At 71.1% G+C, this 14,616-nt stretch carries 16 protein-coding genes; 3 read left to right on the forward strand and 13 right to left on the reverse strand.

Going from position 1 to position 14,616, the window contains the following annotated elements; all coding sequences use genetic code 11:
* Positions 1–69: 69 nt before the first annotated feature.
* Positions 70–330 (reverse strand): hypothetical protein, encoded by a 261-nt coding sequence (locus QF030_RS33685; RefSeq protein WP_307166331.1) that lies wholly within the window; start codon positions 328–330, stop codon positions 70–72.
* Positions 331–570: 240 nt separating this feature from the next.
* Between QF030_RS33685 and QF030_RS33690 the strand changes: the two genes are divergently transcribed.
* Positions 571–1,602 carry an alpha/beta fold hydrolase gene (locus QF030_RS33690; protein ID WP_307166332.1) on the forward strand — a complete coding sequence of 344 codons (1,032 nt, stop codon included), beginning with the start codon at positions 571–573 and terminating at the stop codon, positions 1,600–1,602.
* Between the two features lie 99 nt (positions 1,603–1,701).
* On the opposite strand, the gene QF030_RS33695 is transcribed toward QF030_RS33690, so the two are convergent.
* Together QF030_RS33695 and QF030_RS33700 are read right to left on the reverse strand one after the other, a co-directional pair.
* Positions 1,702–2,226 (reverse strand): toxin-antitoxin system, toxin component, encoded by a 525-nt coding sequence (locus QF030_RS33695; protein WP_307167784.1) that lies wholly within the window; start codon positions 2,224–2,226, stop codon positions 1,702–1,704.
* A gap of 32 nt (positions 2,227–2,258) precedes the next feature.
* A complete protein-coding gene (locus QF030_RS33700) occupies positions 2,259–2,864 on the reverse strand; it encodes a helix-turn-helix domain-containing protein (protein ID WP_373428933.1) in 606 nt (201 codons plus the stop codon).
* 291 nt (positions 2,865–3,155) lie between these two features.
* On the opposite strand from QF030_RS33700, the gene QF030_RS33705 reads away from it, so the two are divergent.
* Complete coding sequence (locus tag QF030_RS33705; RefSeq protein ID WP_307166333.1) at positions 3,156–3,824, forward strand: MmyB family transcriptional regulator; 669 nt, start codon at positions 3,156–3,158, stop codon at positions 3,822–3,824.
* A gap of 57 nt (positions 3,825–3,881) precedes the next feature.
* On the opposite strand, the gene QF030_RS33710 is transcribed toward QF030_RS33705, so the two are convergent.
* The 4 genes from QF030_RS33710 to QF030_RS33725 are packed head-to-tail and all read right to left on the reverse strand — an operon-like array spanning position 3,882 to position 7,280.
* Positions 3,882–4,703, reverse strand: coding sequence for an ABC transporter ATP-binding protein (locus QF030_RS33710; RefSeq protein WP_307166334.1), 822 nt, complete (start codon positions 4,701–4,703; stop codon positions 3,882–3,884).
* Positions 4,704–4,723: 20 nt separating this feature from the next.
* Positions 4,724–5,542 carry an ABC transporter permease gene (locus QF030_RS33715; protein WP_307166335.1) on the reverse strand — a complete coding sequence of 273 codons (819 nt, stop codon included), beginning with the start codon at positions 5,540–5,542 and terminating at the stop codon, positions 4,724–4,726.
* Entirely contained in the window at positions 5,539–6,312 is a 774-nt protein-coding gene (locus QF030_RS33720) for an ABC transporter permease (protein WP_307166336.1), read from the reverse strand. Before QF030_RS33720 ends, QF030_RS33715 begins: the two co-directional genes overlap by 4 nt.
* Positions 6,309–7,280, reverse strand: a complete 972-nt coding sequence (locus tag QF030_RS33725; protein WP_307166337.1) for an ABC transporter substrate-binding protein — start codon at positions 7,278–7,280, stop codon at positions 6,309–6,311. Before QF030_RS33725 ends, QF030_RS33720 begins: the two co-directional genes overlap by 4 nt.
* A gap of 148 nt (positions 7,281–7,428) precedes the next feature.
* Here QF030_RS33725 and QF030_RS33730 point away from each other — a divergent pair, with 148 nt between their 5' ends.
* The gene (locus QF030_RS33730; protein WP_307166338.1) at positions 7,429–8,328 is read left to right on the forward strand and encodes an IclR family transcriptional regulator domain-containing protein; all 900 of its coding nucleotides are present in this window, start codon (positions 7,429–7,431) and stop codon (positions 8,326–8,328) included.
* On the opposite strand, the gene QF030_RS33735 is transcribed toward QF030_RS33730, so the two are convergent.
* From QF030_RS33735 to QF030_RS33760, 6 genes are all read right to left on the reverse strand, one after another.
* Positions 8,243–9,178: a PDR/VanB family oxidoreductase gene (locus tag QF030_RS33735; RefSeq protein WP_307166339.1), complete on the reverse strand. Its 936-nt coding sequence runs from the start codon at positions 9,176–9,178 to the stop codon at positions 8,243–8,245. The genes QF030_RS33730 and QF030_RS33735 overlap by 86 nt on opposite strands.
* Positions 9,175–9,348: a hypothetical protein gene (locus tag QF030_RS33740; RefSeq protein WP_307166340.1), complete on the reverse strand. Its 174-nt coding sequence runs from the start codon at positions 9,346–9,348 to the stop codon at positions 9,175–9,177. Before QF030_RS33740 ends, QF030_RS33735 begins: the two co-directional genes overlap by 4 nt.
* Positions 9,345–10,412: an aromatic ring-hydroxylating dioxygenase subunit alpha gene (locus QF030_RS33745; RefSeq protein WP_307166341.1), complete on the reverse strand. Its 1,068-nt coding sequence runs from the start codon at positions 10,410–10,412 to the stop codon at positions 9,345–9,347. Before QF030_RS33745 ends, QF030_RS33740 begins: the two co-directional genes overlap by 4 nt.
* Positions 10,413–10,662: 250 nt before the next feature.
* Positions 10,663–12,678 carry a beta-galactosidase gene (locus QF030_RS33750; protein WP_307166342.1) on the reverse strand — a complete coding sequence of 672 codons (2,016 nt, stop codon included), beginning with the start codon at positions 12,676–12,678 and terminating at the stop codon, positions 10,663–10,665.
* Between the two features lie 47 nt (positions 12,679–12,725).
* On the reverse strand, positions 12,726–13,610 hold the full coding sequence (locus QF030_RS33755) for a carbohydrate ABC transporter permease (protein ID WP_307166343.1): 885 nt from the start codon (positions 13,608–13,610) through the stop codon (positions 12,726–12,728).
* Complete coding sequence (locus tag QF030_RS33760) at positions 13,607–14,587, reverse strand: carbohydrate ABC transporter permease (protein WP_307166344.1); 981 nt, start codon at positions 14,585–14,587, stop codon at positions 13,607–13,609. Before QF030_RS33760 ends, QF030_RS33755 begins: the two co-directional genes overlap by 4 nt.
* Between the last annotated feature and the right edge of the window lie 29 nt (positions 14,588–14,616).

The following is a 14,616-nucleotide window of genomic DNA, read 5'->3' on the forward strand; positions in this document are numbered from 1 at the left end:
GAGGCGAGGGAGGTCCGCCCCCGGCGGGTCACCGTGCACCACGACCGGGGCGAGGTCCGCCCCCGGCGGTCACCGGCCCGGGCACCAGTTGTGCAGCAGCCGGAAGAACTCCTCCTCGTTGCCCGCAAGTCCCGCGGCGGCCAGGGCCTGCTCCGCCTCGGCCAGGACGGCGGGCGGGACCACCGGGGGCAGCCGGTCCTCCGGCGGATCCTGGGCGCCGGCCCTCTCGCCGTCCCCCTCGTCGCCGAAGGCGGCCCGTACGGTGTGCAGCAGCCGTAGGTAGGCCTGTACGGCGGTGCGCTCGCGGTCGGTCAGTACGGCAGTGGGCATCGGTCGGCTCTCCCCGTGTCGGCGTCGTGTCCCCCGCGCCCGACGGCGCGTACGCCCCCATGCGGCTGGCGCACCCCCCAGCTTGCCGCCCACCACTGACAATCCGGCCTGACCCGGCCTCGGTTCGCCCGCTTAGCGGAGGTGAAACCTCCTTGAAATCCCCTGGCGGGAAGGGGTTCTACGCTGAGATGAAGAGCTTTCGGCGGACCGCCGGCGGCCAGGCGTGCAGGAGGCGAGCAGGTGGTCGATGTCCCGCGGTGGCGCCCGGCGCGCGTCACCCGGCCGCGCCCGGTGGGCGAAGCGCAACCGGAGCTGCGGCACCGGGTCGTGCACGGATACCGGCGTGCCTTCCGCATGGCCGGCGAGGGCCCGGCGCTGGTCCTCGTCCACGGCATCGGCGACTCCTCGCGGACCTGGGCGGAACTGATCCCCGACCTGGCCCGCACCCACACCGTCATCGCCCCCGACCTCCTCGGCCACGGCGCCTCCGACAAGCCCCGGGCCGACTACTCGGTGGCCGCGTACGCCAACGGCCTGCGCGATCTGCTCAGCACGCTCGGCATCGAGTCGGCGACCCTGGTCGGGCACTCGCTGGGCGGGGGAGTGGCGATGCAGTTCGCCTACCAGTTCCCCGAACGCACCGAACGGCTGATCCTGGTCAGCGCGGGCGGAGTCGGCCGGGAGGTCAACCCCGCGCTGCGGCTGGTCTCGCTGCCGGGCGCCCATCTCGCGCTGTCCGCCCTCCGGTTGCCGGGGGCGCGGTTCCACGTCGGTCTCGCCGTCTCCCTGATGAGACTGCTGGACACCGGTCTCGGCCAGGACGCCCCCGACCTGCTCCACCTCGTCGACGCCCTGCCGGACGAGACCGCGCGCAACGCCTTCGTCCGCACCCTGCGCGCGGTCGTCGACTGGCGCGGCCAGGTCGTGACCATGCTCGACCGCTGCTATCTGACGGCCGGCATGCCGACGATGCTGCTGTGGGGCGACCGGGACAGCGTGGTGCCGGTGCGGCACGCGTACGAGGCCCACGAGGCGATGCCGGGCAGCCGGCTGGAGATCTTCGAGGGGGCCGGCCACTTCCCGTTCCACAGCGACCCCGCCCGGTTCCGCGCCCTCGTCGAGGAGTTCACCCGCTCCACGGCCCCGGCTCACTGGAACCGCGACCACTGGCGCGGGCTCCTGCGCGAGGGCAGGCCCAAGACGGGGACGACGGGTGCGCCGGACGGCACGGAACGGGACCTGCGGGAGGCGAGCGAGCGCAGCGCGACCTGACGACCGTGGGCGACGCGACGTGACGGCCGTACGCGACGACCGTAGTGACGGCCGTACCGGGGAGGCCGGTCGACGTCCGGGCGGCCGGAAGGGGCGGTGTTACGGCCCCAGATAGCCCAGCGAGGCCTCGATGCGGCCGGCCAGGTGGTCCCGCTGGCCCCGCTCCCGCGGTGACGAACCCGGGAGCCAGGTACGGCACTTGCTGGCCAGCAGCAGGCCGAAGCTCTCGGCCTCCCTCTCGTCCGTCAGGTCGAAACGGGTGCGCGCGGCGACGCTGCGCACCGTCGCCCGGAGATCCGCGCCGTCGCTGAGTAAACGGGCCGCGACCGCGGCGCCCTCGACGTGATGGCCGCAGTGGCCCGCCTTCATGTGCCACAGCTCGTGGCCCAGGATCACCAGCTGGTGCTCCGGAGCGGTGCGTTCCTCGATGACGACGAGGTCCTGGTCGGCCATGTCGAGCCACAGCCCGCTGGCGGTGTCGGCCGGGAAGGGGGCCATGCGGAAGTGCACGGGGCGGCCCCGCCGTCTGCTCATCCCGTCGCACAGGGCGGTGTACAGGTCGGCCGGCACGGCGGGGGCCGGCAGGGTCAGTTCCGCGACCAACTCGCCGCTGAGACGGCGCATTTCCCTGGCGATGCTCACAGTTCTCCCCCGGATCACGACTCGGGCCGCTTCACGCTCTCCAGGAGCATGTCCAGCCACTCGGCGACCTTGTCGCGGTGCTGGTCGGTGGGCAGCTGGGCGGCCCGCCAGGCGATTCCGCGCACGCCGTGGTCCTGCAGCAGCCGCTCCAGCGGGTCCTCGGCGGTCGCGGCCGCCTCCCGTGCGGCGAGCTTCTGCAGCAGCTCCTGCTCGATGTGCTGGAGGGCCCCCGCGAGCGCCTCGGGGTCCTCGGCCGTGAGAAAGCCGGCGTGCACCCGGAAGAAGCGCTGGAGGGCGTCGCAGTGCTCCATGGTGGGCCGCCGGTCGCCGTTGATGAGGGCGCCCGCCTGCTGGCGCGACATGCCGGCGCCGTCGGCGATCTCCTGCTGGGTGTACTTGCGGCCGTTCGGCTTCAGCCGGGTACGGCGCAGCAGGTCCAGGCGTTGCAGGAAGCGGGCCTGCACATCGGGCTCACCGGCGGGCCGGCCGCTCAGCAGGGCCTTGACCACCGACTCCGGCACACCGGAGGCGACGGACAGCCGACCGGTGCCGAAGACCTCCGCGTGCGGCACGCCGAGCCGGTCGGCGAGCGCGGCGACACGGGCGACGACGGCCGACATCAGCACCGTCGCCGCGGCGCCCGGAACCTCGAAGCCATCTCCCGACACCGACAGGTCTCCTAGGTCTCTCACGTCCCTCTCACAGGCACACGATCACCAAAACAGACGGTCGCCGTGAACTGCGTGGAGAGTAACCGGTCTTTCGAACTCACATCCAGGTCTCGCCACAACTGTGGCCAATTTCAGCCGTCAACCAGCACGGAATGCCACGATAGTTGACACCGCTCGCGTCGGGGCAGCAGGATCGGGGCGCCGCGTGAAGGCCGCATAGGCAAGAGGGGTGACCTCCCGATGGCACATCAGGCAGGAGGGCAGCGGTCCGTACCGCGGCCCGTCCCCGAGAGTCTCGAGGCCCAGGCGTACCTGCACGACTACGCCGCATACCTGGAGGCCGTCCCCTTCCCGTCCGTCGTCCTCGACCACCGCTGGGACGTCGTTCTCTCCAACGACGCTTTCGCGTCACTTTTCCGGGAGGTGGGCCCGCATCCGACGGCCCTGCCCGGCGACAACTTCCTGCGTTTCGTCCTCTTCCATCCGGACGCCCCCTCGGTCCTCGGGGACCACGAGGCCGGCTGGTGCCTGCCGATGCTCGCCCGCTTCGCCGCGGCCGTGGAGCGGCACGGTCACGACCACGGGCTCCAGGCGATCCGCCGCGAGATCGCCCAGGATCCGATCATGGAGGCCGCCTACCGCCACGGGCTGCCGCACTGGATCCGAGCGGTCGGCGAGGAGGCCGTCGAGCACGACGGGGCGGTCCGGTCCCTGCTGCACCCCGATCCGCGCTGGGGCGCCACGGAGTGCCGCATCGTCGACGACACCCCGAGGACCCTGCACGACATGGGGTACACCCGGCTGACGATGGTGCTGCGCACCAGCCGCCCCGCCCCCGTGCCCCGAAGGACGCGCGCCGCGCGCCGTACGGCGAGCCACCTCAGCGTGGTCCCGGCCCCCGAGGCCTGACCGGGCACCGTCGGCGTTCAGGTCGCCGACGGCGCCTGGTCGGCACCGCGCGCACGCTCAGTGCGACGGAGGGGCGTCCGACTTCGTGAGGCGGTCCACCGGAGTCCCTCGCTTCGCCGCCTGGATCTGCTCGTACACGTGGGTCCGCAGTTCCGCGAAGCGCGGGGCCACCCGCGTGTGCAACTGGTCGCGCTCCGGCGGGAGATCGACCTTCAGCTGCTCGCGGACGACCGTCGGGGAAGCGGACAGGACGACGACCCGCTCACCGAGGTAGACGGCCTCGTCGATGTCGTGCGTGACGAACAGGATGGTGATCCCGCGCTCCCGCCAGAGCCCCCGGACCAGATCCTCCAGGTCGGCGCGGGTCTGCGCGTCCACGGCGGCGAACGGCTCGTCCATCAGCAGGACCCGGGGCTCGTAGGCGAGCGCCCGGGCGATCGCCACCCGCTGCTGCATCCCGCCCGACAACTGCCACGGGTACGCGGAGTGCGCGTCCTCCAGGCCGACCGAACGAAGGGCGTCCGCGACCAGCTCGCGCCGTCGGCCCTTGGACAACCGCTTCTGCCTCAACGGCAGTTCGACGTTCTCGCCGACCCGCATCCACGGGAAGAGGCTCCGTCCGTACTCCTGGAAGACGAACGCCATGTCCGGTGGCGGCCCCGTCACCCTCCGCCCCTCCAGGAGCACTTCGCCGGAGGTCGGCGTCAGCAGTCCGGCCATGCACTTCAGCAGGGTCGTCTTGCCGCAGCCCGACGGGCCGACGAGGCAGACGAGTTCGCCCGCCTCGACGGTGAAGGTGAGGTCGCGCACCGCCTCGACCCGGCGCCCGGACCCCTCGTAGACCTTCCGCAGGCCGGACACTGCAAGACGCGGGTGCATGGAAGGCCCTTTCGCGAGGGTCACGGGGACCGCCGGGTGGATGCGCGCAGACCGTGGTACCAACCGAGCACGCGACGCTCGACGACCTGGAAGAGCACCGACAGGACGAAGCCGAGGAGGCCGAGCACCAGGATTCCGGTCCACATGTCGGGGATGGCGAAACCGCGCTGGAACTGCACGATCGTGAAGCCGAGCCCGTTGCTCGCGGCGAACATCTCGCTGATGACCATCAGGATGATGCCGATCGACAGCGCCTGACGCAGTCCCGCGAAGATCTGCGGGCTCGCCGAGGGCAGCACCACGCCGCGCAACCGGGCGAGCCCCGTGATGCCGTACGACCGCGCCGTCTCCGCCATCACCGGGTCCACCGCCCGTACGCCCTCGACCGTGTTGAGCAGGACCGGCCACACGCAGCCGCTCGCGATGACGACGACCTTCATGGTGTCGCCGATGCCCGCGAACAGCATGATGACCGGAACCAGGACGGGCGGCGGCACCGCCCGCAGGAACTCCAGGACCGGCTCGCACACCGCCCGCACCCGCCGGTAGGAGCCGATGACCGTGCCCAGCGCCACCCCGACGACGGCCGCCGTCGCGTACCCGCCGAGCAGTCGCAGCACGCTCGGCCGCACGTCGGTGCGCAGCCGCTCCGCCGTCCACACGTCGGGGAAGGCCTTGACGATCGTCCGCAGCGGCGGCCAGTACACGTTCGTACTGCCGTCGGACGCCACCCACCACGCGGTGAGCAGCACGGCCGGCAGGGCGAGCGTGAGGAGCAACCGCAGCAGGACGCGCCGCCAGGCTCCGGCACCCGCCCGGAAAGGGGAGGTCCCGCTCACACCGCCACCTCCCCGCGCACCGACTGGTGCCAGGCCAGCGCGTGCCGCTCCACCGTCCGGGCCCCTACGTTGATCAGCAGGCCCAGCACGCCGGTGACGACGATCAGGGCGTACATCTCCGGCACCGCCTGCGAGGTCTGCGCGACGGCGATCCGCGCGCCCAGCCCCGGCGCCCCGATGACCAGTTCGGCGGTGATGACGAGGATCAGCGCGACGGCCGCGGCGAGCCGCACCCCGGTCATGACGTACGGCAGCGCGGTCGGCCACAGGACATGCCGGATCCGCGCCCAGGTGCCGAGTCCGTAGGAGCGGGCGGTCTCCTCGGCGACCGGGTCGACGTCCTGGACGCCGTACAGGACCTGGATCAGGATCTGCCAGAAGGAGGCGTAGACGACCAGCAGCAGGACCGAGCGCAGTTCGGTGCCGTACAGCAGCACGGCGAGGGGGATCAGGGCCACGGACGGGATCGGGCGCAGGAACTCGACGGTCGAGGCCGTGGCCTCGCGGAGGTACGGGACGACCGAGACGACCACGCCGGCCACGATCCCGGCGCCCACCGCGATCGCCAGCCCCAGGGCCCAGCCGGTGAGGGTGTCGCCGAGCGCCGTCCAGAAGGCGGAGTCGGCGAGCTCGTCGCCCAGCGCGCCGGCGATGCGGCTGGTCGGCGGGAAGTAGGCCTCCTTGACCAGCCCGAGCCGCGGCACCGCCTCGCCCAGGGCGAGGAAGGCCGCGAGCCCGGCGGCGCCGAGGGCGAGGTTCGTGCCTCTCACGGCAGCAGCTTCTCCAGGTCCGGGGGCGACGTGAAGAGCTCGTCCTGCTCGCCCAGCTTCTCCAGTGCCTCGATCGACGAACGGTTCGCCTCGGCGGGCCACTTGGGCAACGTCACCCGCGCCAGCACCGACGCCGGGATCTTGGTGTAGGTGGTGACGACCTCGCGGACCTCGTCCGGATGCGCGTCGGCGTAGGCGAGGGACTCCGCGGTGGCCTCCTGGAACTTCCTCACCACCTCAGGGTTCTTCTGCGCGTACTGCGTCGAGGTGAAGTACATGGCGACGGTGAGGTCCGGGGCCACGTCCACCAGCGGCGAGGCGATCTCCACACCGCCCTGGCTCTTGACGGTCGCCAGGGCCGGTTCGACGACCATGGCCGCGTCGATCTGCCCGCCGTCCAGGGCGGCGGGCATCTGATCGAAGGCCAGCTCGACGAACTTCACCCGGTCCGGGTCGCCGCCCGCCTTGCGCACCGACTCGCGCACGGCGGTCTCGTTGATGTTCTTGAGGGTGTTGATGGCGACCTTCTTGCCCTCGAGGTCCTTCGCGGACCTGAGAGCGCTTCCCTTCTTCACCGTGATCGCCCCGAAGTCCTTGCCCTGCACGCCCGTTGAGGCGATGCCGTTCGAAACGGCCTGCACGGGGACGCTGTTGGACTGCGCGACCATCAAAGAGGTCATGTTGCTGAAGCCGAACTGGAACTGGCCGCTGACGACTCCGGGCACGATCGCCGCGCCGCCCTGCGCGGTGGTGATCGACAGCTTCAGGCCGTGCTTCTCGTAGAAACCCTGTTTCACCCCCAGATAGACGGGCGCCACGTCGACGATGGGGATGAGTCCGAGTTCGACGGTCGTGGTGCCTGTGGACGACGAACTCCCGGTGGACGTACCGGAGTCGTCGGACGAGCCACAGGCCGCCGTGGCGAGCAGGAAGGTGCCGGCCGCGAGACCGGCGAACAGACGACGCAAGGCTCCTCCTGTGCAGACAACGGTGTTCCGACAGGCTGTGCGCACACCGCACAGTAGTGCTCAATTGGCGTGCAGGGAACGTAGAGCCCGCCGTCCGACGGGGTCAATGCTTTTAGCTGACGAAATTGTTGACAGTTGGGAGGCCGGCATGACCGCCGTGGCCCGAGCACCGCATTTCGTGAGGTCCTTCGAGCGGGGCCTCGCGGTGATCCGCTCCTTCGACGCCGAGCACCCCGCGCGCACCCTCAGCGACGTCGCCCGCGCCTGCGGGCTGACCCGGGCGGCCGCCCGGCGCCTGCTGCTCACCCTCGCGGATCTCGGATACGTCCACAGCGACGGACGGCTCTTCCGGCTCACCCCGCGGGTGCTGGAACTCGGCTACGCCTACCTGGCCGGCCTCACGCTCCCGCAGGTCGCCGAGCCGCATCTGGAGCATCTCGTCGCACAGGTGAAGGAATCCTCCTCGCTGTGCGTCCTGGACGGCGACGACATCGTCTACGTCGCCCGGGTGCCGACCACCCGCATCATGTCGGCCGTCATCACCGTCGGCACCCGCTTCCCGGCGCACGTCACCTCGGTGGGCCGGGTGATGCTCGCCGCCCTGACGGACGACGAGCTCGAACTCCGCCTCGGCCGGGCGCGGCTGCGCCCGCTCACCGGGCGGACGCTGGTCTCGCCGGAGGATCTGCGGGCGGAACTGGCACGGGTACGGCGACAGGGGTACGCCCTGGTCGACCAGGAACTGGAGGAGGGGTTGCGGTCGGTGGGCGCCCCGGTGCGCGGCCGGGACGGAACGGTGGTGGCCGGCGTGAACATAGCCGTCCACGCCGGCCGCACCTCGGTGGCCGCGGTCCGCCGAGATCTGCTGCCACCGCTGCTGGCCGCCGTGGCACGGATCGAGGCCGACCTGCGGATCACCGACCCGGCGGGCGGCGCCGCCGCACCTCGGGCCACGGATCCGGTCACAGGTCCAGGACGAGCTTCCGCCCCCGGCACCGGGACACGCAGATCATCATCGTCTCCCCGGCCTCCCGCTCCTGCGGACTGAGGACGGAGTCCCGGTGCTCCGGAGTGCCCTCCAGCACGTCGGTCTCGCAGGTGCCGCAGGTGCCCTCCGTGCACGAGTAGAGGACCTCGACGCCGGCCGCCCGCACGGTGTCCAGCACGGACACCCCCGCCGCGACGGTCAGCGTCCGGCCGCTCCGCGCGAGCTCGACCTCGAACTCGCCGCCCTCCTCGACCGGTTGCTCCTTGGCCTGGAACCGTTCGACCCGGAGCGCGCCGACCGGGCAGCGCTCCTCCACGGCGTCCAGCAGCGGACCGGGGCCGCAGCAGTAGACGAGGGTGCCCTCGGGCAGCGCGTCGAGCACGGCGCCGAGGTCGAGCAGACCGGTCTCGTCCTGCGGGGCGATGGTCACCCGGTCGCCGTACCGTGCCAGCTCCCCGACGAAGGCCATGGACGCGCGGGTACGGCCACCGTAGAGCAGGCTCCACTCGGCGCCCGCCGCCTCGGCCGCCGCCAGCATCGGCAGGACGGGGGTGATCCCGATGCCGCCCGCGACGAAGCGGTAGCGCTCGGCCGGGCGCAGCGCGAAATGGTTGCGCGGGCCCCGCACCCGTACCTTGTCGCCCGGCTGCAACCGCTCGTGCACATGGGCGGATCCACCCCGTCCGGCCGGCTCGCGCAGTACCGCGATCCGCCACGTGCGACGGTCGGCCGGATCGCCGCACAGCGAGTACTGGCGCTCCAGCCCCGGGCCGAGGACGAGATCCACATGGGCTCCCGGCTCCCAGGCCGGGAGCGGCTCGCCCAGCGGATGGCGCAGGGTGAGGGCGAGCACCCCGTCGGCCGCGAACTCGCGCCGCTCGACGACCAGTTCCGCTTCGTCACCGCTCATGACTCGTTCCCTCGCGGCCGGTGTCCTTCGGGGTGGCCGAGCATCCACTCCCACATCTCGATCGGGTCCTGCGAGGTGTGCTCGGCGCCGCAGTGACAGGTACCGTGCAGCACGTCGGTGCCCGGCAGCCAGTCGACGCGGTAGATCTCGCCGGTGGGACCGGTGCTCACAGCGCCCTCTCCACGGGCTTGTCGCCCTCCTCCACCAGCCGGGCGAGGATCCGGCGCGCGGCCAGCCCGCCGGTGTCGATGTTGATGCTCAGCTCCTGGTACCCGGTCCGTTCCGAACCGAGGGTGCGCTGAAGGAGGTTGAGCGCGTCGACGTCCTGCATGACCACCGTGTGGTTGTTGTCCCGCAGGAACGCGGTGACCTCGTCGTCGTCCGTGGCCCAGTCCCGCGAGACCATCCAGAAGTCGTACACCTTGCCGTCGGCGGAGGGCGTGATCGCGTAGGTGATCTCGGTGTGGAAGCCGTTCGGGTCGCTGCCGTCCGCCTCGGGCAGCACACCCACCGGCGCGATACGGCTGTGCAGCAGGTAAAGACAGGGCGCGTGGTACTCGATGTCCTGCCAGCGGGTGATCCGGCCCTCGATGCCGGTCGACCGGGCGTAGAACGGCGGGCACTCGGCGTCGTCCATGTGCCGGCTCACCCGCACGATCCCCGCGCCTTCGTCGACCTCGGTGGTGATCGGCGTCTCGGCGACCTCGGGGGTGCCGATGTAACCGCCGTGCAGATACGTCTCGTGGGAGAGGTCGAGGAGGTTGTCGACGAGCAGCCCGTAGTCCGCGTCGATGGGCTCCATGCCCTGGACGGTCGTCCAGCCGGGGGAGTCGAGGTGCCGGGCGCGCGGGATCGTCCGTGGGTCGGCGAGTGCCGGGTCGCCGATCCACACCCACACCAGGGAGTCCTGCTCGACGACCGGGTAGGCGGTGACCCGGGCGGTGCGCGGGACGCGTTTCTGACCCGGCACGTAGACACAGGCGCCGGTCGTGTCGTATGTGAAGCCGTGGTAGCCGCACACGATGCGGTCGCCTTCCAGCCGGCTCTCCGACAGGGGGAAGCGGCGGTGCACGCAGCGGTCGTGCAACGCGACGGGCCTTCCGTCCTCCTCGGTCCGGTAGAAGACGAGCGGCTCACCGAGAATCGTCCGGCCGAGCAACTCCTCCCGGCCCACCTCGGTGCTGTAGGCGGCGACGTACCACTGGTTCCTGGCGAACGCGGTCGTGTGCGGCATCGTTGCGGCTCCCGTCGTTGGGTGATGGCGACATCGTCCGGAACGACGTCACGGGGCCGCAACACCTCTTCCGCCTCACGGAAGAGGCGGGGGCAACCGGCTGTTCGGGGCGGGTGCTCGTCCGCGGAGTGACATCAGGGGTGGGCTCAGCCGGCGACTTCTGCACCCTGCTCGGCGGCTCCGGCGCAGCGGAAGGAACCGGGCCGCGCGCCTGGCCCGGTGCCGCGGTCCGCTCACGTCGCCGGACGGGTCAGCGGGGTTCGCGGACCACGGCGACTCCTCCCGGTGGGACGGTGACGGTTGCGGTGACCGGTGTGCCGGTGAGGAGTTCGACGCCGTCGGCGGGTACTTCGGCGCCCTTGCCGGTGTGGTCGATGAGGAACAGGTAGTCGGCCTGCGCGCCGCGGCGCCGGACTGCCTCGATCCCGGCGGGTGCGTCATGCTCCGGTGTGACGCCGGCCTCCTGACGGATGCGGTGGAGCAGGGCGGCGAGGGTGTCCCGGTCGGGGTGGGTGCCCAGATACCAGGCGGTGCCGTTGCCGTGCCGGTGACGGGTGACGGCGGGGTGGCCGGCCAGTGGTCCGTCGGCGTGGGAGGCGACGGCCCGCGCGCCGGTGAGCCGGATGCGTTCCGACCAGAGGTCGGCCGTGGCGCCCGGCGCCACGTCGCCGGTCAGACCGGTCGTCTCGCCCGGCAGCAGGGGGAAGAGCTCGTCGGTGACCACGCCGAGGACATCGCGGAACGCGCCGGGGTAGCCGCCCAGGTACACATGGGCGTTCTCGTCGACCATGCCGCTGTGGAAGCCGACGGCCAGCGTTCCCCCGCGTGCGGCGAACCGGGCGAGGTTGGCCGAGGCCGCCTGCGTGACCAGGTACAGCGAGGGTGCCAGGACGAGCCGGTAGCGGTCGAGTCGGGGGTCGTCGGGGCGCACGAAGTCGACGGCGACCCCGGCCCGCCACAGGGGGCTGTACCAGTCCCGGACCAGGTCCTGGTAACGCAGTTCGCCGCTGGGCTGGGAGGGCAGTTCCAGTGCCCAGCGGGCGTCCCAGTCCCATACGATCGCCACCTGCGCCGTGCTGGTGGAGTCCCGCACGTCGCCCAACGCCGCGAGATCCGCGCCCAGTTGGACGACGTCCCGCCAGATCTGGCTGTCGGTGCCGGCGTGCGGCAGCATCGCCGAGTGCCACTGCTCGGCGCCCGCCTTCGCCGCCCGCCACTGGAAGAAGGCGATGCCGTCGGCACCGTGGGCGACGTGCGCGAGCGCGTTGCGGCGCATCTCCCCGGGCCGCTTGGCTCGGTTGACGGGCTGCCAGTTGACGGCGCCGGTCGAGTGCTCCATGAGGAACCACGGGCCGCCCGCGAGCGACCTCATCAGGTCGCCGTGGAGGGCGATGTCGACCTCGGCCTCCGGGTCGTCGGACAGCAGGTAGTGGTCGTTGGAGAGGATGTCCAGCTCCGGCGCCCAGCGCCAGTAGTCGAGGGCGTCGATGGTGCGCAGCACCAGGAAGTTGGTGGTCGCGGGGGTGTCCGGAGCGGCCCGGCGCAGGACCTCGCGTTCGGCGGTGCACAAGGCGAGCAGTTCGTCGGAGCAGAAACGGCGCCAGTCGAGCTGGTGGGTGGGGTTCGGGGGAGCCGATGTGGTGCGGGGCGGCAGGATCAGATCCCACGAGTGGTACCACTGGCTCCAGAACGTGGTGCCCCAGGCGTGGTTGAGGGCGTCCAGGTCGTCGTCGTAGCGGGCGCGCAGCCAGGTGCGGAAGGCGGCGGCGCTGGTGTCGCAGTAGCAGGCGTCGTTGTGGCAGCCGTACTCGTTGTGCACGTGCCACATGGCGACGGCCGGGTGGTCGGCGTAGCGCTCGGCCAGCGCTCCGGCGATGCGCAGCGCCGCTCGGCGGTAGGCGGGGCTGCTCGGGCAGAACGTCTGGCGGCTGCCGTACGACAGTCCGCGGCCGTCCCGGTCGACCGGCAGCGCTTCCGGGTGCTCGTGGAAGAACCAGGCCGGCGGGGCCGCCGTCGGTGTCGCCAGGTCGGCGGCGATGCCGTTCTCCCGGAGCAGGTCGAGGACCTTGTCCATGCGGGCGAAGTCGTAGACGCCCTCGGCCGGTTCGAGCTGGGCCCAGGAGAAGATGCCGACGCTGACCATGCTCACCCCGGCCTCGCGCATCAGGCGCATGTCCTCGGCCCAGACCTCCTCGGGCCACTGCTCGGGGTTGTAGTCACCGCCGTAGGCGATTCCAGGAATGCGGAGACGGCGTGCGGTACTCACTGGTGGTGCTCCGGGAGGGGTGTAGGGGAGGGAGAAGTGCGGGTGGGTCAGCCCTTGTTGGCGCCGAGCGTGAGACCGCTGACGAACTGGCGCTGGAGCGCGAAGTAGACGATCAGGGTGGGGATCGCGGTGAGCAGGGCGCCGGCGGCGACCAGGTTGGGGTCGGTGAAGTACTGGCCGGACAGGTTGTTGAGGGCCGAGGTGATCGGCATGTTGTCGCCGGTGGAGATCAGCACGATCGCCCAGAAGAAGTCGTTGTAGATCCAGATGGACAGCAGGGTCGCCAGGGCGGCCATCGCGGGCTTGCACAACGGCAGCACGATCTGCCAGTACAGCCGCCAGACGGACGCGCCGTCCACCAGCGCGGCCTCGGTCAGCTCGTGCGGCAGCGAGCGCATGTAGTTGGCGAGTACGAAGGCGCAGAAGCCGGACTGGAACGCCACGTGGATCAGGACCAGGCCGAGCGCGGAGTCGTAGAGCTTGCCGCTGACGGTGATGCCAGGCAGGTCGACCAGCAGATACAGGCGGTACAGCGGGGTGATGATCACCTGCTGCGGCAGCAGGTTGCCCGCCGTGAAGACCAGCAGCAGCGCGAGGTTGAGCCGGAAGTCGAAGCGGCTGACACAGAAGGCGACCATCGAGGACAGCAGCAGGGTCACCAGCACGGCCGGGACCGCGATCAGCAGGGTGTTCCCGAAGTAGTGCAGCATGTCGGACTGCTCGAACGCGTGGGTGAAGTTGTCGAGGCTCAGCTTGTCGGGCCAGGACACGTAGCCCTTCTCGCTGGTCTCGGAGTAGGGCCTCAGCGCTGAGAAGGCAGCCCACAGGAGAGGTGCCAGCCAGGCCAGGGACGTCACGACGAGGAACGTGTGCAGCAGGACCCGGGCGGGACGGACGGGGGTGCGCTGCTTGGCCGCGAGGGTCGCGCTCATGCTCGCCGCTCCTTCCGGAAGGTCGCGATCAGGTACGGGACGATCACGGCCAGGGAGATGACCAGCAGGACGACGGCGATGGCCGATCCGTATCCGATGCGGCTGGACTCGCCGATGATGTTGTTGGTGACCAGGATCGAGAGCAGCTCGGTCCCCTGGGCGCCCTTGTTGAAGACGAAGACCAGGTCGAAGGCGCGCAGCGCCTCGATGATCGTGACGACCAGGACGACGGTGTTGGTGGGGCGCAGGGTCGGGAAGACGACGTTCCTGAACGTCTGCCACTCGTTCGCGCCGTCCAGCGCCGAAGCCTCCCGCAGGGCCGGGTCGACGCTCTTCAGGCCGGCCAGGTAGAGGATCATCATGTAGCCGGCGTGCCGCCAGGAGGCGGCGACGAGGACGGCCCAGAGGTTGAGGTCGGGGTCGCCGATCCAGTCGATGTAGTGGCCCGGCTCGTTGGCCCCGACGAGGCTGTTGATCAGGCCCGTGTCCGGGTTGTAGACCAGCTGCCAGACGAAGCCCGTCACGGCCAGCGAGACCACGACCGGCAGGAAGAAGGCGGTCTGGTAGACCCGGCTGAACCGGATCCTCTTGTCGAGCTGGACCGCGAGGAAGAGCCCGAACGGCGTCGGGATCAGGATGAGCACGACGAACCAGATGACGTTGTGCTGGACGGCGGGCCAGAACTGCGGGTTGTCGGAGAACAACTGCTTGAAGTTGTCGAGCCCCACCCACGTGATGGAGCCGAAGCCGATGCCGTCCCAGCTGGTGAAGGCCAGGGCGATCGAGGCCAGCGCGGTGACCCAGACCAGGGCCACGTGCAGAACGGTGGGCACGCCGGCCATCAGGCCTAGCGTGATGCGGTCACGGCGGGTCAGCAGGCGCCGGTGGCCCTGCGGAGCGCGCTTCTTCGGGGTCGCGGGGCCCGAAGGCGGCTCGGCGGCCGCCTGCGGGATCGTCGTGGTCGTTTCGGAGCTCATGGTGTCGGTGTTCATCCGCTTCGGAGGGG

Source organism: Streptomyces rishiriensis (assembly GCF_030815485.1).
In the GTDB taxonomy this organism is placed as follows: domain Bacteria; phylum Actinomycetota; class Actinomycetes; order Streptomycetales; family Streptomycetaceae; genus Streptomyces; species Streptomyces rishiriensis_A.

Coding starts and splice junctions, on each gene's coding strand:
- QF030_RS33700 (WP_373428933.1), bottom strand. CDS start 2,864: ATGTCGGCCGTCGTCGCCCGTGTCGCCGCGCTCGCCGACCGGCTCGGC.
- QF030_RS33735 (WP_307166339.1), bottom strand. CDS start 9,178: ATGAGCGGTGACGAAGCGGAACTGGTCGTCGAGCGGCGCGAGTTCGCG.
- QF030_RS33730 (WP_307166338.1), top strand. CDS start 7,429: ATGACCGCCGTGGCCCGAGCACCGCATTTCGTGAGGTCCTTCGAGCGG.
- QF030_RS33705 (WP_307166333.1), top strand. CDS start 3,156: ATGGCACATCAGGCAGGAGGGCAGCGGTCCGTACCGCGGCCCGTCCCC.
- QF030_RS33685 (WP_307166331.1), bottom strand. CDS start 330: ATGCCCACTGCCGTACTGACCGACCGCGAGCGCACCGCCGTACAGGCC.
- QF030_RS33760 (WP_307166344.1), bottom strand. CDS start 14,587: ATGAGCTCCGAAACGACCACGACGATCCCGCAGGCGGCCGCCGAGCCG.
- QF030_RS33695 (WP_307167784.1), bottom strand. CDS start 2,226: ATGCGCCGTCTCAGCGGCGAGTTGGTCGCGGAACTGACCCTGCCGGCC.
- QF030_RS33710 (WP_307166334.1), bottom strand. CDS start 4,703: ATGCACCCGCGTCTTGCAGTGTCCGGCCTGCGGAAGGTCTACGAGGGG.
- QF030_RS33745 (WP_307166341.1), bottom strand. CDS start 10,412: ATGCCGCACACGACCGCGTTCGCCAGGAACCAGTGGTACGTCGCCGCC.
- QF030_RS33755 (WP_307166343.1), bottom strand. CDS start 13,610: ATGAGCGCGACCCTCGCGGCCAAGCAGCGCACCCCCGTCCGTCCCGCC.